We start from the raw sequence: 20082 nt of genomic DNA, 5'->3' as shown, positions 1-20082 counted from the left end.
TTTCGTCTCACAAGGACACCACCATTCACCTAACACTTTCGGGCGCTTCGGCGCCCTTTCTTTTGGCTTCGCGATCATAGGAATAATATGATTTAGCGGCTTGAGGTCCGTGACGCGCGCGTTATATAGCGCGCTCGCCCATGTGGTGATCCGCAATAGCTCAGTTGGTAGAGCAAGTGACTGTTAATCACTGGGTCGCAGGTTCGAGTCCTGCTTGCGGAGCCACAGGTGGCGCCTTTTCCTCTTAGTCGAAGTCCTTCTTCCATTTCACGGACAGGCCCTCGCGCTCGTTCGGGATGGTTTCCGCTTCGAGCACGATATTGTCCCGGATCTGCCATTCGACAGAAATGCCTGGCGAGCCTTCGGCGGCCGTGTAGACTTCCAGATAGACGTCGTCGGAAAGGTATTTTCCCGTTGTTAGCTGCGTTTGACCCGTATCGCTTTGTCCGAGTTCGAGCGTGTCCAGACCGATCGCGTCCTCGAGCGACCCGAACAGATCGAAGCCCGATCCGCCAGAAAGCTGGCTCAATGCCGCGGCGAGACGGGCGGCCTCGATCGCGGATAGCTGCGTCGGCGAGCGGCCGAAAAGGATGCGCGACAAAACTTCGTCTTCGGGCAGGTTCGGTTCGGACGTTAGCGTGATTTCCGGCCGGTCGAACGTGCCGCCGATCTTCGCGACGGCGGTAAGGTCCGGTGTCACCCGGACTGCTTCCAGCGCCACGATGGATTTCATGATCTGGTCGCGCAGGATAACCGAGCTCTCGCGGAATTCGAAACGCTTGCTCAGAAAGTCGAACCGCCCTCGCTCGATCGCCATATCGCCTGTGACCACTGGGTCGTTGAATGGCCCACGGATCCGCGCGTCCAGGCTCATTTCAGCATCCAGGCCGCGTCCTTCGACATTGATCCGGCCATCGGACACGATTCGCAGATCCATGCGTGTCGCGGCGGAGGCGAAACCCATCGTCTCCTCTTCTTCGGTCCCGTCGCCGAAATCGACTTCGAGCGTGGGCAGTCCTGGTTCCGGCAGTCGCGATATGTCGATTTCGGCTTCCGTCACTTGCAGATCGCCATCAAGGCGGAGCAGTTCTGCGGTCCGCGAGATATTGAGTTCTCCGCTCAATTCCGCATATCCTTCGCGCCGATCGACCGCGCGCAATTCGTCGGCGACGATATCGACCGTTCCCTTTCCTTCGCCCAAACCCATGCGCCCCGACCCGCGCAACGTACCGCCACGCGGACCCCGCGCGGAGAAAGTCGGCACGGCGATGGTTTCGCCTGACAATTCAGCCACCATTTCTATGTCTTGGAGTTCAAGACCGATGGCGCCTTGTTCGAAGCGGCCGTTCGTCAAGGCGACGCGTCCCTGCAGGCCCGTCGGCGTATTGGGCAGGGTGAACCGGAGATCGGTGTCGATCCGTCCGGAGACGTCTGTCTGCGGTGGCAGGAAGATTTCCACGACCGGACCGATCTCGCCACTCAGGTCCGCCCGGCCCTGCAAAGGCGTTCCGGGCGGATAGACGACGAACGGGGCTTGCGGCAAAGTCTCGATCCGACCTTCGATGACGGCGTTGCCGGATAGTCCGCCGTCCTCGGCCCGGGTAACGGCGCGCAGCATGTCATCGCGCAGTGTAATCTCCGCGATGACGGAAACCGCCTGCGCCTTGCTGATTGGACTGCGCAGATCGTTCAAAGCGAGCTCGGCCTCCCCTTCGATTCGGTCCTGCACAATTCGGAACGCGCCTTCACCGGACAGGGATCCTTCGGTTGCGGGTCGTGCGAGCAGGCTTGCGATCTTTGGCACGGAGAGATCGTTCACATCGAAAGTCAGTCCTCCGCTTGTCCCCGGCACGAATGACGCAATGATGGTCCCGTCCAGACCTTTGGCGTCAAGGCTTCCGGACCAACCTTGCGGGCTGCGCTGCGCAGCGGCCTCCCCGGCCAATTCCAGACCTCCCAAGGACAGATCAAACCGGCTTTCGCCGCCCAGCGATGTTTCGCGCAGATCCGCGACGCCCACGGCGGTCAAGACCAAAGGGCGTTCGATGTCCCGCACGCGTGTGTCACCCTCTACGCCGATATCAAACGCCACAGCGTCGCGCGGGCCCACGGCCTTGATGCGTGCCGCGCCGTTTTCCAACCGCCAGTAATCGACGCCGTTCATCAGCAGATCGACATCGACGCGGGCATCTCCAAGACGGACCGTCCCTTCGACCGACTCGGCGGGCAGCAGAGGCGATGCGCCCGACACAGTCAGGTCGCCCCGCAGCGCCGCAATGTCTCCACCGAGCCCGGACAGGGTTCCGGACGCGTTCAGCCCGCCCAGTGACCCTTTCAGATTGGCGACATCCCAGGCGCCGTCTTCAAACGTGACATCGCCGGACGTAGAGACGCGACCCTGTTCGCTGTCACCTTCGACCGTTCCGCTCAAAGACAACCGGCCATCGGCATAGCGGCCTTCGGCCGTTGCCGTGGCACCGGTCGCCGACAGACCGCCCGTGTCCAGACTGTCCGATTTCAAGGTCGTTTCGAAACGGATATCGCCTGGCGGTCCCGTGACCGTCGCTTGCCCCGTGACGTCGGATGCCGACAAGGCCGAGAATTCGTAGTCGGAGACTGTGTAATCGATTTCGGCCGAGATCTGGCCGTCTTCCCAGACCGCCGACCCTTGCGCGTCCAGCCGGTCGTTTCCAGCCCTGAACTCCGGCACAACGACGCGACCGTCATCCAGGCGCACTCGCGCCGTATAGGACAGGCCGCCATCGGCCAGCGGCTCGACGGCTCCGGCCAGACCCTCGATGTCCGTTGCGCGACCGGACAGCTCTATTACAGGGCCATCGGCCGTCGTCCGGATGTCGGCCTCTCCGCGAAGTCGCGCGCGAGGATCGTCCTGCCGGAGGACAGACGTGTCGACATCGTAGCGGCCGGAGAACTGCGCCGTCGCCCTGTCGCCGAAGCCGACCGACCCGCGCCCGCTGAACGCCAAGCCCGGAAGGTCGATATCGGCGCGGGACAAGGTAATCCGTCGCGTATCGGTGTCGAAACGGCCGGTCGCTGCCACCGAGGCTCCATCCGCCCGCGCGGCCAGCGTCGTGCTAGCACGCCCGGTCAGGTCCGTGTCGAATGCGGCGACGCCGTTCGAATACGTAATCTCCGCTGGGCCCGACAGGCCGTCGACACGGTAATCGTCATAGGTCAGGTTCTCGACTTCGATGCGGCCATCGAAACTGTAGTCCTGTCCGATCGTTGCCCGGCCTTGTGCATCCAGACGGCCGATCGCGATCCCGTCCAGATCGAAGGGTGCCAGCGGGTCCGTGGCCAGCAGCGTGAAGCGATCCAGTTCGATGATCCCGTCCCGGCGGGACCCTTGCGCATCCAGGCTGACCTTGGGAGAGCGTAGCACAAGCGTTGCCGGAGCGCCCTGGTCGAGCGGCAGCACCGCATCGATGTCCGCCTGTCCGCCCAGGAGGGTCGAGACGTTCTCCGGCAGGGGAAGCCTGCCCGGTTCGACCATGCCGGTAATCGACACACGCGATTGGCTGCGTTCGATGAGCAGGTCGGCGACGCGTTCGTCGTCAATGTCGGCAAGCATGCGCGTCTGCGAGCCGTCCGTCGTCACGTCTGCAGAGAAGGATTGATCCGGCCCCAGACGCAACATGCCGGCCAGCAGGCCGTCGGACGGCCCGTCGATTTCGGCATTGCCGCTCAGAACCATCGACGGCGACCAGTCGAGGTCGGCTTCGATACGGTCGCCCCGATCCGATTGACCGGTCAGTTGGAGCGATCCGCCCAAAGGACCGTGTCGGCCTTGTCCGGATGCGGAGAGGTCGATCGCCCGTCCGATCACGGCCTCCGAAAGACCGACGTCGGGAAACTCGAACGCTTCCACCACGAATGTTTCGATCCGCGGTTCGCGGTCGGAACCGTCGGAAACGAATACCGGCCGTTTCAGCACGTCCAGATCGCCGACCCGCAATGCATCGACCTGCAATGTCTTCGATAGGAGCGCTGCCGGACTCCAAGCGACATTTATCTCACGAGCGATCAACCACGGACCGTCTGCGTCGGAGACTTGTAGTCGGTCCAGCGTAAATCCGCCGATCAACGAGCCGTTCAATCCTTCGATCTCGACGCTCTGCCCAGCCACTTCCAGGCCTTCGACCCGGCTTTCGACATAGGCGCGCCCAGTGTTGGTGTTCAACCACAGCCATACCGCGCCAATGAAAACGAATATGAGCACGAAAGCCGCAAGCAGACCGAGCACCAGTCGTCTGATCCAGGGATTTGCCGATGCGGCGGATGTGGAAGCTGCACTATCACTCATCAGAAAGCCTGCCCGATGGAGATGTAGATCTGGAAGGCTTCGTCCCGATCCGACGGATTAAGCGGGATCGCGACATCCAGGCGCAGCGGCCCGGCCGGGGTCATGTAGCGCACCCCCGCCCCCAGACCGACGCGCAGATTGTCGAATGCCGGGTATTCCGCATCGGACACATTGCCAGCATCGAGGAAGGCGACCGCACCGATCCGGTCGGTGATCCGGGCGCGTCCTTCGATACTGGCTTCGGCCAGGCTGCGTCCGCCGAGCGGGACGTTGTTGGCATCGAACGGGCCGATCGCCTGGAAGGCATAACCGCGCACCGATCCACCGCCGCCGGAATAGAACCGATCGTCGCCGGGAACGTTTCGAACCGTCGTACCGACGAGGGTTCCCAGCCGTAGGCGCCCGGCAGCCACAAAACGCCCTTCCGCCGATAGCGGCAGGTAGAGCCGTCCCTGCGCGACAGCCCGGACATAGGGCACATCGGGCCCGTCGGGCGAAAAGGAATAGGTCGGTTTCAGCTGCCCTTCCGCACGCCAGCCCTTGCGCGGATCGAGCAGCGAGTCCGCCCTGTCGATTCGAGCCGAACCATTCAAGGCGATCACTTGGAAATCGCGCCGGTCGCTTTCGCCGGACTGCCGGATGTAGCGGGCTTCCGCGCCGTAGCTATATTGAAAGATCGGACCTTCGATCACTTCGACGCCGACCCCCAGCGTGCCGGTTTGCTGGTTGAAAGCGTCCGTGTCCTCGTCCGACGCGCCGGCGTAAATGCTCAAACCCTTGCCGAATCCGAGTTCGTTCGGCCGTCGCCAGACAAGGTTCAGCCCGAACTCGCGCTGCGCGATGCGGGCATTCGCAACGAGCAGGTCGCCGCGTCTCGTCAGGTTGCGGCGTAACAGTTCCGCATCCACGCCGAACCCTTCCGACGTGTCGAAGCCCGCACCCAACGTCAGCGTATTGCGTTTGCGTTCGTTCAGCAGCAATTCGACGTCGCGGATTTCCGCTCCGTCCTCGGCCATTCCGACCGGTTCGTCCGTCAATTTGGCAAGCGAGCTGTCGAACAACCGCGTCTCGGCCAATCGCGAGTTGAAGAGGGCCAGATCGGATGGATCGTAAAGCTCGCCCTTTTCCAAGGGATTGATACGGTCGAGATAGCGGTCCTGAGTCCGGATGTCGTCCGGATAGATCATTCGACCGAAGCGCACGCGCGAACCCGCATCGACCGTATATCGCACGCTGATCGTCTTGGCGTCGCGATCGCCGATCACGTCGCGCTGGGTCGTTTGGGCATAAGGATAACCGAGTTCGCGCAAGGCCGCACCGATCTGGCGTTCCTGATCGATCACTTCGGCGGCGACGGCCGGCATGCCGGGCTGAAGGCTGATCGCGGCGCGGGCCTCTTCCAGATCGGCCTCGCGCGGCGGTTCCCCGTCATACCGGATTTCCAGACGCCGGACCGAGAACTGCGCTCCCGGATCGACCGTCAGTTCCGGACGGGCCTGTTCGCCGTCTCCGACCACGGCCGTTTCGATCGTGGGGTCATAGTAACCGAACGCATTGAAAATGCCTTCCACGATGTTCTCGGCGCGACGGGCCTGCCGCCGGGCATGGAGCGGACTTTCCGCATCGGGCTCGTCCGGCAGGCGGCTGTCGATATTGTCGCGGATCTCTTCGGGAACGTCGCCTTCATAGATGATCTTGACGGGATAGGCCGCGGCCCGGCCGGCACCGGCCAGAAGCCAGAGAATCACGGCGGCAATGACAAGACAATATCGCATTCACCCGACCGTAACGCTCCCCGAACCCATTAGGAATGTCTTATTGTCCATGCCGTTCCCGACAGTGGACACCAACTTTAGCGGCAGTCATGAAGTCGTATGGGGACAGACCGGACAACGATGAGCAACCGCGTGTCCTATGGCGTGGGTCACGCCATGATCAGTGCGAAGAACATGCTCTTCCACTTCTTCTTTCTGTTCTATTTCGCCAATGTCATCGGCCTGCCCGCATGGCAGGTGATGGCGGCGACCGTTCTGGCCATCCTGATCGACGCGGTTTCCGATCCGGTCATGGGTCAGATCAGCGACAATACACGATCTCGCCGCTGGGGTCGCCGTCACGGCTGGATCGTCGCCAGCAGCCTGCCGACAGCCGCCGCTATGGCCCTGCTGTTCAGCCCGCCCGCAGGGATGAGCCAGACCGCGCTGTTTCTCTGGATGGCCGGCTTCATGATCGGCACGCGGGTGTTCATCACCGGCTACACCGTCCCCTATTTCGCCCTGGCCGCCGATATGAGCGATCAATATGACGAGCGAACCGCCATTGTCGGCACGCGGACTATTTTCGAAAACATCTTCAATCTCCTGGTCTTCATCCTCGCCTTCACCGTCTTTTTGCCCGATCGCGAGGGATTGGAAGACGGGATGCTCTACGAGCCCGGCTATGCCCCGCTTGCCCTGACTTTGGGCCTGATCGGGGTCGCAGGGGCGTTGTTCATGGTTTTGGGCACGTGGAACCGGGTGGATACAACCCAGCCTCGTAACTGGGCACCGGGCAAACCGTGGTACTCCGCCTTCGCCAATCTGCGCGAGGCCCTGCGGTTCACGGAGTTCCGCACGCTGACGCTTGGCTTCTCCCTGCTGGTCATGCTCTATTCGACCATCAGCCAGCTTTCCCTATTCGTGGGAACCTATGTCTGGCGGTTCGATCAGACGGAAAAGCTGATCACCTCGCTCGTGCCGTTTTCGGTCATCATTCCGGCGGCGCTGGCGGCGGGCTGGTGGTCGCGACGGGCGGACAAGCGCGAAGCCGCGCTCTGGCTGACCTGGCTGTTCGGCCTGTCCTTCTCCCTGCCCTTCGCGCTCTATCTCGTCGGATTCGTGCCGCCCATCGGATCGACGGAGCTACTCGTTCTCGTCGCGGTCTCGAGCGGGTTCGGCTATGCGGGGATGGTCGGCGCGCTGATCCTGTCCTATTCTATGATGGCAGATGTGTCGGACCTGATGACGCTGGAAACGGGCCGAAAGCGCGAAGGGCTTCTCTTCGCGGCCTTCACCTTCGCCAACAAGCTGGCCTTTGCGGGCGGGCTCATCATCGCCACGCTGGGCCTGACGCTGATCGACCTGCCGGACGCCGCCCTGCCCAGCGAAGTGGACGACAGCACGACGCGCGGACTGGCGATCTATTCCATCATCGTCAATCTGGCCTTGGCGCTGACGGCCTGGTGGGCCTACCATCGCTATTCGCTCAGCCGCGAGCGGCACGCGGTCCTACAGCAGCAGCTCCGCGAGGCGCGCCCGGTGGAAGGCCGCGTCCCCGAACTGTGAGGCGGCGAACATGGCGACCCGGCGATAGAGCTGCGCGTCGCAATCATACGTAAACCCGAAGCCGCCATGGAATTGGATCGACCGGTCGGCAGCGTAGGACAGCGCGCCTTGCGCCTTGGCATTGGCCATGCGCACCGCAATCTCGCCGTCGCCCTGCTTCTCGACATGGGTCGCCGCCGCGTAGAGCAGCGACCTCGCGCCTTCGGCATCGATAAACGCATCGACGGTCGGGTGCTTCAGCGCCTGGAACGCGCCGATGACCTTGCCGAACTGTTTGCGGGTTTTGAGGTAGTCCACCGTATAGTCCACGCAGGCCATGGCCGCGCCGGACAGTTCCGCGCTTTGCATAAGGTTGGCGACCAGCTCGATCCGGTCCAGCGCCGCAGCCGTCAGGTCGGCGGGCATGAGATCGTCTTCCGTCACTTTCGGCACATCGAAACGGTAGCTGCGCTTGGTCTCGTCGATGATCGTTTCGCGTTCTACCTCGATTCGGTCGCGCGGGATCAGCGCCAACCGTGTCTGGCCGTCATGGCGCACCGTGGTGACGATAATCTCAGCCGCGTCCGCATTGAGGACAAACGTCTTCGTCTCGCCTTCCACCGTATCGAGGTCCCACGCGCCGCTCGGTTCGAACAGGGCGACGGTCGCGACCGTGCCGGACGCCAGCTTCGGCAGCCACTCCGCTTTCTGCCTATCTGAACCGCCAAACAGAATGGCCTGCGCGGCCAATGTGGTCGAAATGAAAGGCGATGCCATCAGATATTTGCCCATCGCTTCGGCGACCGGAACGATGTCCGCTAACTCCAACCCCAGCCCCTCATGCGTTTCGGGGATCGCAATGCCGAGCCAGCCGAGATCGGCCATCTCCTGCCAGACGTCGGGATCATAGCCGCGCTCATCCGTCAGCAGAGCCCGGACTTTGGCGATCGGGCTTTTATCCGCACAAAACTTCATGGCCTGATCGCGCAGCTCTGCCTGCATCTCGGTCAGGGCGATTTTGGCGAGGTGATGGGTCATCGTGTTTTCGGAAGTCCTAGAACATGTTCGCCCACGATATTACGTTGAATCTGCGAGGTGCCGCCGCCGATCGTGGCGGAGAAGGCGTTGAGGTAGGAGCGCTGCCAATAGCCATCCTCGCGGCTGGCCTCGTCGCCCACATAATAGCCACCCTGCGCGCCTTCCAATTCCAGCGCTAGCTCCCCGGTCTCCCGCGCATATTCGGTGAATTGCAGCTTGCTGAGCATGGGCAGAGCGAAGGGTTTTTCCTGCACCAGCGGCATGATCTTCGACCGTTCCCGGTTGGCCATCATGGCCTGCGCTTCGATCATCTGGGCCATGAGGCGGTCACGCATGACCGGGTCTTCCAGCGCGGGTTTGCCGTTGCGCATGGCGCGTTTGGCGAGGCCCACGACCTCCAGCGGGTCGGTCTGGCTGATGGTGTAACCGCCCGCCTGTCCGCCTCGTGCGCCGCGTTCATATTCCAGCGTCCGCATGGCGACCTTCCAACCCCCGCCTTCTTCGCCCATCAGCGTGTCCGCCGGAATGCGCGCATCGGTGAAGAAGGTTTGGGTGAAGCCATATTCGCCGGTCAGCTTGCGGATCTTCGTCGTTTCCACGCCGGGAATGCGCATCGGCGCGAGGAAGAAGGACAGGCCTGCATATTTGTTCGGCGCGTCGAAGTCGGTCCGCGCCAGCAGGATCATATATTTCGCGTAATTGCCCTGTGTCGTCCAGATCTTGGAGCCGTTGAGCACGTATTCATCGCCGTCACGCACCGCCTTGAGCTGCGCATTGCCGAGGTCGGAGCCATTGTCCGGCTCCGAAAAGCCCTGGCACCAGATATCGTCCGCCGAAAGAATGCCCGGCAGGTATTTTCGCTTCTCTTCTTCCGTGCCCGTGTCGAGGATCAGCGGCCCGGCCCATCCGATGCCGATGGCGTTCAGCATGATCGGCGCCCCGTGCTTGCGCATGGCGCGCGTCGCCGCGTCCTGGTGCTTCTGGGTCAGCCCGCCACCGCCATAGTCCGTCGGCCAGTGCGCGCCGAGATAGCCCGCCTTGTAGACGGTGTTCTGCCAATCGCGGAGAAACTCGAACTGTTCATCCGTGCCGACCTCCATGAAGGTCAGCGGCATCATGAAGGGCACGTCGCGCGGCGTGTGTTCGGCGAACCAGGCGTCTGCGCCAGCGGCGAAATCTTCGACGGATATCATGCGGCTCTCCCTAAATCGTCACCCTATAATCCCGCTCAGGCCGACTTGATCGGCCTGCCCATCTCCTGCTGTTCCGGCTGGCCGATAGGGTTGGGTGATGGGCTCGCCGATCAAGTCGGCGAGAGCGGATATTTCCAGCGTCTTAAGTAAACAGCATCGTCAGCGTTTCGGCCACGAGCGCAGGCTTGTCCTCGCCTTCGATCTCCACGGTCACTTCCTGCGTCAGCAAGTGCTGCCCCGGAGCCTTCTCGTCATAGCCCGTCAGCTTGAAGTGGCCTCGCACCTTCTTGCCGTTCTTGACCGGCGCGAGGAAGCGCAGCTTGTTCAGCCCGTAATTCAGGCCCATGCGCGCGCCCTTAATGGAGGCGGCCGCGTCGCCATAGCTCATCTCTGGAATAAGCGAGAGTGTCAGGAAGCCGTGCGCGATCGTCGTGCCGAATGGCGTCATCTTGGCCATGTCGGGATTGACGTGAATGAACTGATGATCGCCCGTGCATTCGGCAAAGGTGTTGATCTTGTCCTGGGTGACGTGGATCCAGTCCGACGTCCCCATCTGCTCCCCGATCTTGCTCTCGATTTCGTCCGCCGCAAATGCTGGCATGGTCACTCTCCCATATGGTGCCGCTTCGCGGCTCTTGTTTTATGTCCCCCTCCACCGCCTTCGGCGGTCCCCCTCCCCCTTGCGGGGGAGGAAGTGAGTGGGATCGTTTTCCTCTTTAAGTTCCTCTCCCGCAAGGGGGAGGTGGCTGAGCGTTAGCGAAGTCGGAGGGGGACTAAAATAAGTCGGCCCGCAGGCCGTCTTCTAAAACTTGTTCGCCTTCGCATAATCGTTCTGATGGTACGCCGCGTCGCCCAGCAGTTCCTGCAACACGCGCACGCGCTTCAGGAACAGGCCGATATCATATTCGTCCGTCATGCCGACGCCGCCATGCATCTGCACGCCTTCTAGCGCGGCGAGCTTGGCGACCTCGCCCAGCTTGGCCTTGGCCATGGAGCAGTAGCGGTTCGCGTTCTCGTCCCCTGCGTCCAGCGCCGTCAGCGCGCCGAGGACGGCGGAGCGGGCGATTTCAAGCTCGGAATAGAGATGGCTGGAGCGGTGCTGCAGCGCCTGGAAAGAACCGACCGGCACGCCGAATTGCTTGCGTTCCTTGATATACTCAACTGTGGAGCGAAAAGCTTCGCTCCCGGCCCCTAGAAGTTCCGCAGCCACGATACCCCGACCCGCCGCGAGCATTTTGTGCAGCGCGTCTTCGGCATTGGTCTCGCCGATCAGCGCGTCGCCATCCACCTCGACATCGTTCAGATCGATGCGCGCGGCATTGTGCGCATCCACCATGATGGTGCGTTCGATCTCGACGCCTTTGGCCTTGGGATCGACGAGGAAGAAGGCCAGACCGTCATCGGTCTTGGCGGCAACGATCAGCTGATCCGCGACGTGGCCGTCCACGACCATGGCCTTGGCCCCGTTCAGCTTGAAGCCGTTGCCGGATTTCTCGGCGGTCGTCTCAATGCCTGCAGGATTATGCTTCGGCCCTTCGTCCAACGCGACCGCCATGACCGTCTCGCCCGACGCGATCTTGGGCAGCCATTCGCTTTTCTGTGCGTCCGACCCAGCTTCGCGCAGCGCCGTCGCCGCCAGGATAGCCGTCGACAGGAAGGGCGACGCCGTCAGGTTCTTGCCCATCTGTTCGGCCAGCAGGCCCGCCGCCTGAAAGCCCATATCGACACCGCCATGATCTTCGCCGATGGCGATCCCGGCAAAGCCCATATCGGCCATTTCGGACCAGAGCGCGCGGTCGAACCCGGTCTCGTCATTCGTGTCGCGCAAGGTGCGCAGCGCCTTGACCGGCGCTTTTTCCGCGAAGAACCCTTCCGCCGTATCGCGGAGCATCACTTCGTCTTCGTTCAGGACCAGGGCCATGATTCGGTTTCCCATTGTCGTCAGCGCGTCGCGCTGTCTTGATTGTCGGTCACCCCTCCGCCGCTTCGCGGCACCTCCCCTTTCCGGGGAGGAAAACTCTTTCCTTCCCTGACAGGGAAGGTGGCAGAGCGCAGCTCTGACGGAAGGGTGACAAATTGGTCTGCCGCGCCGAAGGCGCGACGGCTTAAGCTCCAGGCAGTTCGAGAATGTGCTTGCTGATGATGTTCAGCTGAATTTCCGACGTCCCGCCCTCGATCGAATTCGCCTTGGTCCGCAGCCAGCTCCGCGCCAGCTTGCCGTCGCGGGACCGCTCGGATTCCCACTCCAGCCCGTCATGGCCGGCCGCGTCCATCATCAGCTCGAACTTCCGCTTGTTCAACTCCGTGCCGTAATATTTCAGCATGGAGCTATCCGCACCCATGGACTGTCCGGCTTTGCTCTCGGCCAGCTTGCGCGCCATCGTCAGCCCGAACGCCCAATCGTCGATCTCGGCTTCCGCGATCTTGGTGCGCAGCATGGGGTCCGCGAGTCGGTCGCTCTCGTCCAAGCCGAGGCTCATAGCCGCGACCTCGTGGATCGGGCGCATGGGCGCGGCCGCGCCGATGCCTTCGCGCTCGTGCGTCAGCAGATATTTCGCGATGGTCCAGCCTTTGTTCTCTTCGCCGACGAGGTTCTCCTTCGGGACTTTCACGTCCTCGAAGAACGTCTCGCAGAAGGGTGAGCGGCCGGAGATCAGCTTGATCGGCCGCGCTTCCACGCCCGGCGTTTCCATGTCGAACAGGACGAAGGAGATGCCGTAATGCTTGCCCTTCGTATTGTCCGTGCGAACGAGGCAGAAAATCCAGTCTGCTTTGTCGGCGTAGGAGGTCCACACCTTCTGGCCGTTGACGATCCAGTGATCGCCTTTGTCCTCGGCCTTGGTGGCGAGGCTGGCGAGATCGGACCCGGCGTTGGGCTCGGAATAGCCCTGGCACCAACGGATTTCGCCGCGCGCGATCTTGGGCAGGTGCTCCGCCTTCTGTTCGTCATTGCCGAACTTCAGCAGCGCCGGGCCGAGCATCCAGATGCCGAAGCTGGTCAGGGGCGACCGGGCGTTGATCTTGCGCATCTCCGACAGCAGCACCTTCTCCTCGGCGCGGGACAAGCCAGCTCCACCATATTCGGTTGGCCAGGTCGGCACGGTCCAGCCCTTGGCGGCCATACGTTCCAGCCAGACTTTTTGCGCCTCGCTCTGGAATTCGAAATTGCGTCCGCCCCAACAAACATCCTGATCGCCTTCGACGGGCGTGCGCATTTCTTCTGGGCAGTTCTCGGCTAGCCAGCCACGAACTTCGGTGCGGAATTCGTCCAGATTCATATCCGTCATTTGGCAAACTCTCCTTTGGCAATACGGCCGAGGAACTTCGCCCCCTGCTGGCCGCCATTCGTATATTCTTCCGCGCCCTCCATGGAGGAAATCGCGTCCCAATGGGCTGCGACGTTTTCAGCCGTCGCCTCGCCCTCGCTGAAGTTGACGCCCTGTGTTTCCACGACCTTGGTCACGGCGTAGCCCCCGGCTCCGGCGGCGAGGATGGTGCGGTTCGGCGCGTCGTCGCAGACGAGGTAGACCAGCCCCTGGCTGACCGGTTCCGGCTGAAGCTTCTCGAGGATCTCCTCGGGCATCAGCCCCTCGGTCATGCGGGACCGCGCGGTCGGGGCCAGCGTATTGACGCGAATGTCGTATTTCGCGCCTTCCAGGCAGAGCGTGCGCATGAAGCCGCTCAGCCCCGCCTTTGCCGCGCCGTAATTCGTCTGGCCGAAATTGCCGTACATGCCGGAGGAACTCGTCGTCATGACGATGCGGCCATACTGGTTTTCCTTCATATGGTTCCAGACGGCCTTGGTGCAGGTGGCCGAGCCGTGCAGATGCACGTCCACGACCAGCTTCCAATCGTCCATCGTCATTTTGGAGAAGGATTTGTCGCGCAGGATCCCGGCATTGTTGACCAGGATGTCGACCTTGCCAAATCGGTCGATGGTTTCCGCAACCATGGCCTCGACCTCGTCCTGTTTCGTGACGTTCGCGCCGTTGGCGATGGCTTCGCCGCCCATGGCCTCGATCTCTTTGACGACCGACTGCGCCATGGTCTCGCTGCCGCCCGTCCCGTCGACCGATCCGCCGAGATCGTTGACGACGACCTTCACGCCGCGCGTGGCGAGCGCGAGCGCGTGGGAGCGTCCGAGGCCGCCTCCGGCTCCGGTAACGATGGCGACGCGATTGTCGAAGGTGATGGCCATGATGGGTCCTGTGTTCGGAAGTTAGCTATTGTTGCGGATGAACGGGTTCAAGGGCGCGGGTGATAGGGTCGCGTATGTGATCTAGCTCTTTTGCTTTCCCGCTCCTACCGACTTGATCGGCGGGTCCATCACCCAAACCTCTCAGCTAGACGAGACAGTAGGAGATGGGCAGGCCGGTCAAGCCGGCCTGAGCGGCAAAAAGAAACTAAGCGACTTCAAACAACCCAGCCGCGCCCATGCCGCCGCCGATGCACATGGTGCTGACGACATATTTCGCGCCGCGGCGTTTGCCTTCGATCAGAGCGTGGGCGCTCATGCGCGCGCCGCTCATGCCGTAGGGATGACCGATCGAGATCGCGCCGCCATTGACGTTAAGTTTTTCCATCGGAATGCCGAGCTTGTCGGCGCAGTACAGAACCTGAACCGCGAACGCCTCGTTCAGCTCCCACAAATCGATATCGTCCATTTTCAGACCAGCCTGCGCCAGCAGCTTCGGCACGGCGTAGATCGGACCAATGCCCATCTCGTCCGGCTCCAGCCCCGCGACGGCCATGCCGCGATAATAGCCGAGCGGCTCCAGCCCACGCTTTTCCGCTGTCTTGGCGTCCATCAGAACGGACACAGACGCCCCGTCGGACAGCTGCGAGGCATTGCCCGCCGTGATCGTCTTGTCCGGACCCAGAACGGGCTTCAGGCCTTGCAACCCTTCCAGCGTGGTGGACGGGCGGTTTCCTTCGTCCTTTTCCAGCGTCACGGTCTTTTGAGAAACTTCCTTCGTTTCCTTGTTCATCATCTTCATGGTGGACTCGAGCGGCACGATTTCGTCATCGAAGGCGCCCGCTTCCTGCGCGGCGTGGGTGCGCTGCTGGCTCATCAGCGAATACTCATCCATCCGGTCGCGCGACACGCCGTATCGCTCCGCGACGACTTCCGCCGTCTGCAGCATGGGCATGTAGGCGGCCGGGTGCTTGGCGATCACAGCCGGGTCCGGCGCGACCCGCATTTCGGGCGTTTGAACCATGGAGATACTGTCCACACCGCCGCCAATGGCGATATCCATTTCGCCGCACATGATCTTGCGCGCGGCGATGCCGATGGCAACCATGCCGGAGGAGCATTGACGGTCCACGCTCATGGCCGGAACGGTGACAGGCAGGCTCGACGCCAGCACGGCGTTGCGGCCGACCGTGACCTGCACGCCCTGCTGCAGCGCGCAGCCCATGACCACGTCCTCGATCAACTCACCCTCGACGCCCGCGCGCTTGACCGCGTGATCGATACAGTGACCGGCTAGGCTCGGCGACGGCGTCGCGTTGAACGCCCCGCGATAGGCTCGGCCGATGGGGGTACGGGCGGTGGATACGAGGACGGCTTCGCGCATGAGGATCTCCAATGGGTTCGATCTGCCTTCTGAGGGGTGAGACCCCGTTTGGCAAGTTGACGTTTACGTTAACAGCCATGCGATGGTGTCATCCGGCGCAAGACACGGCTTCGGACTTGGCAAGCCCATCTGCGAAGGATTACGCCCGACCCATGCAGACACTCGACATCATCCGCGACACCGGCTGGGCCACGATCTGGCTGAACCGGCCCGACAAGCGCAACGCCATGAACGATGCGATGATCGACGAATTGATGTCTGCGTTCGAGGCGTTGGCCACCGACTCCGATGTGCGCGGTATGACGATGCGCGGGCGCGGCGGTTTCTTTTGTGCCGGCGGCGACCTCAACGCGTTCCAGGTCTACCAGTCGGACGAAAAGACCCTAGCCGAAACGGCGGCGTTCAACCGCCGCATCGGCACCATGCTGGACGCGTTCAACCACCTGCCCATGCCCACCGTCGTGCTGGTCGAAGGCGCGGCGATCGCGGGCGGGCTCGGACTGATGTGCTGCGCCGACGTGATCGCGACGACGCCGGACGCCAAGTTCAGCCTGACGGAGACCATGATCGGTATTCCGCCGGCACAGATCGCCCCCTTCGTCGTCGCCCGGGTCGGTCTGTCCACGGCGCGCCGCATCATGCTGACCGGCGCCCGTTTCGACGGCACCGAAGCGGGGCGGCTGGGTCTGGCCGACCACGTCACGCACGATCTGGACGGCGTGGAAGCGCAGGTCCGAAAGGGCGTTCTGCGCTGCGCCCCTGGCGCCAATGCTGCGACCAAGGCGTTGATCCTGGGCAGCACAGGCCTCTCCCGCGACGCCGTGCTGGACCGCGCCGCCGACAGCTTCGCCGCCTGTCTGCGCAGCGAAGAAGGCCGCGAGGGCGTGGCGAGCTTTCTGGAGAAAAGAAAGCCGAATTGGTCGAGCTAGCCTCGCTCGATCCCAACCCCCACAGGTTTGCCTCCCGCGTGCGGGTCTAAGATTGCCAACGGCAATCGTCGCAAACCTTGTTCCGCAGGAACACGCGTCCCAAAGGACGCGAAGGGAACACCGCCCCGCAAGCCCAGACGGCGTCTTGTCGGCTTGTCTCTCCGCACCCTCATCCCGGGCTCGACCCGGGATCCATCTCCCAACCCTTATCGGCCAGCCCCGCCTTCCTGTGATGGACCCCGGATCAAGCCGGGGTGAAGGATGAAATGGAAGGAGCGTCGTTCCATCGCCGCGTCTTGACTTCCCCTGCCCTTCACGCCTACCCGGCACGTGGGCCACGCCTCCCCACTGAGGCGCACTTCGATGGTTGTACAAAAACGCAGCCGATGGAGACATTGCTATGACGACTCCTCGCCCGGCTACCCGGCCGGCCGATCCGCGTTTTTCCGCGGGTCCCACGCGCAAACGTCCCGGTTGGACGCTCGACGCGCTTTCCGACGCGGCTCTCGGCCGCTCCCACCGTTCCGCCCTCGGCAAGGCCAAGCTCCGCGAGGTCATCGATCTCACACGCGCGGTGCTGCAGGTTCCCGACGACTATCGCATCGGCATCGTCCCGGCGTCCGACACGGGCGCGGTCGAGATGGCGATGTGGACGATGCTGGGCGAACGCCCGGTCATCGTCGCGGCGTGGGAGAATTTCGGCCAGGCCTGGGTGGTGGACGCGGAAAACGAATTGCCGCTGGACGACCTGACCACGCTGACCGCCGATTATGGCAAGCTGCCGGACTTCTCCGCCTATGACGGTTCGCAAGACCTCGTCTTTACGGCCAATGGCACGACCTCGGGCGTGAAGGTCGCCGATTACGGTTTCATCCCGGATGACCGCGACGGCATCACGATCTGCGACGCGACTTCCGCCGTCTACGCGCAACCCCTGCCGTGGGAAAAGCTCGATGTCGTCACCTATTCCTGGCAGAAGGTCATGGGCGGCGAAGCGCAGCACGGCATGATGATTCTGTCCCCGCGCGCCGTCGAACGGCTGGAAAGCTACACCCCGCCCTGGCCGCTGCCGAAGATTTTCCGCTTAACGAAAGGCGGCAAGCTGATCGAAGGCATTTTCGAAGGCGCGACTATCAACACGCCGTCCCTGCTCTGCGCCGAGGATCATCTCGACGCGCTGAAATGGGTCAAGGCCAATGGCGGACTGCAAGGAATGCATGACCGCGCCGACCGCAACGCGCAGACCATCTGGGACTGGGTGGCCGAGCGCGACTGGATCGCCAATCTCTGCGAGGATGACGAGAAGCGTTCCAACACGGGCGTGTGCCTGAAGATCGTGGATCCGACCGTTACGGCCCTGCCGCTGGATGACCAAGCCGCTTTCGCCAAGGGCATTGTCGCACGGTTGGCCGAAGAAGGCGTGGCGCTCGACTTCGGCGCCTACCGCACCGCCCCGCCGGGCTTCCGCCTTTGGGTCTCCGGTCTGTGTGAGCACGCGGACGTCGAAGCCGTCCTGCCCTGGCTCGACTGGGCGTTCGCGCAGCAGATCGAGGAGCTTCGCGCCAAGGAGACGGGGCACGCCTAGCGCCTCGCATCATGGCTGAGATCCTCCATCTGCGTCCGGCTCTGCCCAGCGATGCGGACACGCTCCGCCGCTGGGACGCACGCGACCATGTGGCCGATGCCAGCGGCGACCCGGACTTCAACGCGACCGACTGGGACGCGGAGCTGGCCCGGACCGCCGACTGGCAGGATCACCGCATCGCCATGCTCGGCGCGCGTCAGATCGGCATGGTCCAGATGATCGACGCCGCGCGCGAGGAGAGCCACTATTGGGGCGATGTCGCAGACAGTGTCTGGGCCATCGACATCTGGATCGGCGAGCCGGACTGTATCGGCCAGGGCCATGGCCGGGAAATGATGCGCCAGGCGCTCGACCTCTGCTTCGCCAGACCCGGCGTGGGCGAAGTGCGCGTCGATCCCCTCGCCTCCAACACATCCGCTCACCGCTTCTACGACGCGATGGGCTTCACATTCACGGGTCCGCGACAGTTCGGACCGGATCACTGCCACGTCTACGCCATCACGCGCTACGCCTGGCGAAAAGGAAACGACAATGCCTAAAGTTCTCATCAGCGACAAAATGAGCCCGCGCGCCATGGAGGTCTTCAAGGCCCGCGGCGTGGATGTCGATGTCATCACCGGCCTGTCCAAGGACGAGCTGATGGACATTATCGCAGACTATGACGGGCTCGCCGTGCGGTCCTCGACGCGCCCCGACGCCGAAATCATCGGCCAGGCGACCAACCTCAAGGTCATTGGACGGGCCGGGATCGGGGTGGACAATATCGACATCGGCGCGGCGACCGACCGGGGCGTGGTCGTCATGAACACGCCGTTCGGCAATGCCATTACGACGGCCGAACACGCCATCGCCATGCTGTTCGCCGCCGCCCGCCAGATCCCGAAAGCGTCCGAGCGCACGCAGAATGGCGAATGGCCGAAGTCTGATTACAAAGGCACGGAGCTGTTCAACAAGACGCTGGGCGTGATCGGCTGCGGCAACATCGGAGCGCTGGTCGCCGAACGAGCGCTGGGCCTCAAAATGAAGGTGATCGCCTACGATCCTTACCTGACCGAGGAGCGGGCCGTGGAGCTGGGCGTGACCAAGGTCGAACTGGACGAACTGTTCCAGCGCGCCGACGCGATCACACTGCACACGCCGCTGGTCGCCAGCACGCGCAACATCGTCAGCCGTGTCCGGCTCGGCATGACCAAGCCGGGCGTTATCCTGGTCAACTGCGCGCGCGGCGGCCTGGTGGACGAAGAGGCGCTGAAGGATGCGATGGAAGCGGGCCATGTGCGCGCTGCAGCACTGGACGTGTTCGCGGTCGAACCGGCCGAGGCCCATCCGCTGTTCGGCACGCCGGGCTTCGTCGCGACGCCGCATCTGGGCGCGTCGACCAACGAGGCGCAGGAGAACGTCGCCGTGCAGGTGGCCGAGCAGATGGCCGACTATCTGCTGACCGGCGCGATCAGCAACGCCATCAACACGCCCTCCATCACCGCCGAAGAAGCGCCGCGCCTGAAGCCTTGGGTGGATCTCGCCGACAAGCTGGGCACGATGATGGGGCAATTGCTGCACGATCCGGCGCAGAGCATCCAGATCACCTACAAAGGCGAGATCACGCAGCTGAACACCAATCCGATGAGCGCTGCCGCGCTGGCCGGATTGCTCAGGGCGGCCATGCCGGAGGTCAACATGGTCAGCGCGCCCGTGCTGGCCAAGGAACGCGGGATCGAGCTGACGGAGAGCTATATCGACGAAGCCGAACGGGCGGACAGCCTGATCCGGCTGACGGTTGAAACGGCCCAGCGCAAGTTCGCCATCGTCGGCACGATCTACCGGGGCGAGCCGCGCATCGTGCGGCTATTCGGCGTGCCGATGGACGCGGCATTCGAGCCCAGCATGATCTACGTCCGCAACGACGACGAGCCGGGCTTCATCGGCGAGGTCGGGCGCCTGCTTGGCGACGCCAAGGTCAACATCGCCAACTTCCATCTGGGCCGGATGGACGAAGGCGGCGAAGCGGTCTGCCTGATCGGGGTAGACGGCGAGGTGAGCGACGCCGTCGTCGAGGCGATCAAGGACGTCGAACAGGTGAAGATCGTGGACCGGGTTCGGATGTAAGAGCGCGCTGCGCGCGACTGATGTGA

14 protein-coding genes and 1 tRNA gene are annotated in these 20082 nt (G+C 63.0%); 6 read left to right on the top strand and 9 right to left on the bottom strand.

Annotated elements, in window-relative coordinates; translation table 11 throughout:
• Nucleotides 1-149: 149 nt before the first annotated feature.
• Nucleotides 150-225, top strand: a tRNA-Asn gene (locus Q0718_RS10320).
• A 19-nt stretch (nucleotides 226-244) separates the two neighbouring features.
• Here the strand turns inward: Q0718_RS10320 and Q0718_RS10315 are convergent.
• Nucleotides 245-4324 (bottom strand): translocation/assembly module TamB domain-containing protein, encoded by a 4080-nt coding sequence (locus tag Q0718_RS10315; protein WP_298917340.1) that lies wholly within the window; start codon nucleotides 4322-4324, stop codon nucleotides 245-247.
• Nucleotides 4324-6072, bottom strand: a complete 1749-nt coding sequence (locus Q0718_RS10310) for an autotransporter assembly complex family protein (RefSeq protein WP_298917337.1) — start codon at nucleotides 6070-6072, stop codon at nucleotides 4324-4326. The genes Q0718_RS10315 and Q0718_RS10310 overlap by 1 nt, the downstream gene beginning before the upstream one ends.
• A 147-nt stretch (nucleotides 6073-6219) precedes the next feature.
• On the opposite strand from Q0718_RS10310, the gene Q0718_RS10305 reads away from it, so the two are divergent.
• On the top strand, nucleotides 6220-7647 hold the full coding sequence (locus Q0718_RS10305) for an MFS transporter (protein ID WP_298917334.1): 1428 nt from the start codon (nucleotides 6220-6222) through the stop codon (nucleotides 7645-7647).
• On the opposite strand, the gene Q0718_RS10300 is transcribed toward Q0718_RS10305, so the two are convergent.
• From Q0718_RS10300 to Q0718_RS10270, 7 genes are all read right to left on the bottom strand, one after another.
• Nucleotides 7591-8664 carry an acyl-CoA dehydrogenase family protein gene (locus tag Q0718_RS10300; protein ID WP_298917331.1) on the bottom strand — a complete coding sequence of 358 codons (1074 nt, stop codon included), beginning with the start codon at nucleotides 8662-8664 and terminating at the stop codon, nucleotides 7591-7593. The two genes, Q0718_RS10305 and Q0718_RS10300, sit on opposite strands and share 57 nt — an antisense overlap.
• Nucleotides 8661-9857: an acyl-CoA dehydrogenase family protein gene (locus Q0718_RS10295; protein WP_298917327.1), complete on the bottom strand. Its 1197-nt coding sequence runs from the start codon at nucleotides 9855-9857 to the stop codon at nucleotides 8661-8663. The genes Q0718_RS10300 and Q0718_RS10295 overlap by 4 nt, the downstream gene beginning before the upstream one ends.
• Before the next feature lie 142 nt (nucleotides 9858-9999).
• On the bottom strand, nucleotides 10000-10458 hold the full coding sequence (locus Q0718_RS10290) for a MaoC family dehydratase (protein WP_298917324.1): 459 nt from the start codon (nucleotides 10456-10458) through the stop codon (nucleotides 10000-10002).
• Nucleotides 10459-10659: 201 nt separating this feature from the next.
• Entirely contained in the window at nucleotides 10660-11778 is a 1119-nt protein-coding gene (locus Q0718_RS10285; RefSeq protein ID WP_298917320.1) for an acyl-CoA dehydrogenase family protein, read from the bottom strand.
• Between the two features lie 184 nt (nucleotides 11779-11962).
• Nucleotides 11963-13144 carry an acyl-CoA dehydrogenase family protein gene (locus Q0718_RS10280; RefSeq protein WP_298917317.1) on the bottom strand — a complete coding sequence of 394 codons (1182 nt, stop codon included), beginning with the start codon at nucleotides 13142-13144 and terminating at the stop codon, nucleotides 11963-11965.
• On the bottom strand, nucleotides 13141-14055 hold the full coding sequence (locus Q0718_RS10275) for an SDR family NAD(P)-dependent oxidoreductase (RefSeq protein ID WP_298917315.1): 915 nt from the start codon (nucleotides 14053-14055) through the stop codon (nucleotides 13141-13143). Before Q0718_RS10275 ends, Q0718_RS10280 begins: the two co-directional genes overlap by 4 nt.
• A 205-nt stretch (nucleotides 14056-14260) precedes the next feature.
• Nucleotides 14261-15436: an acetyl-CoA C-acyltransferase gene (locus Q0718_RS10270; RefSeq protein ID WP_298917313.1), complete on the bottom strand. Its 1176-nt coding sequence runs from the start codon at nucleotides 15434-15436 to the stop codon at nucleotides 14261-14263.
• Nucleotides 15437-15588: 152 nt separating this feature from the next.
• Here Q0718_RS10270 and Q0718_RS10265 point away from each other — a divergent pair, with 152 nt between their 5' ends.
• The 4 genes from Q0718_RS10265 to serA all read left to right on the top strand — a co-directional run bounded on the left by Q0718_RS10265 (nucleotide 15589) and on the right by serA (nucleotide 20056).
• Entirely contained in the window at nucleotides 15589-16365 is a 777-nt protein-coding gene (locus Q0718_RS10265; RefSeq protein ID WP_298917310.1) for an enoyl-CoA hydratase-related protein, read from the top strand.
• A 400-nt stretch (nucleotides 16366-16765) separates the two neighbouring features.
• Nucleotides 16766-17950 (top strand): phosphoserine transaminase, encoded by a 1185-nt coding sequence (locus tag Q0718_RS10260; RefSeq protein WP_298917308.1) that lies wholly within the window; start codon nucleotides 16766-16768, stop codon nucleotides 17948-17950.
• 11 nt (nucleotides 17951-17961) lie between these two features.
• Entirely contained in the window at nucleotides 17962-18489 is a 528-nt protein-coding gene (locus Q0718_RS10255) for a GNAT family N-acetyltransferase (protein ID WP_298917305.1), read from the top strand.
• On the top strand, nucleotides 18482-20056 hold the full coding sequence (gene serA / locus Q0718_RS10250) for a phosphoglycerate dehydrogenase (protein ID WP_298917302.1): 1575 nt from the start codon (nucleotides 18482-18484) through the stop codon (nucleotides 20054-20056). The genes Q0718_RS10255 and serA overlap by 8 nt, the downstream gene beginning before the upstream one ends.
• The last annotated feature ends 26 nt before the right edge of the window (nucleotides 20057-20082 follow it).

The organism is uncultured Algimonas sp., from assembly GCF_947498175.1.
Classification (GTDB): domain Bacteria; phylum Pseudomonadota; class Alphaproteobacteria; order Caulobacterales; family Maricaulaceae; genus Litorimonas.
The sequence above is the reverse complement of the archived record's forward strand: the minus strand, read 5'-3'. Positions and strand labels throughout refer to the sequence as shown.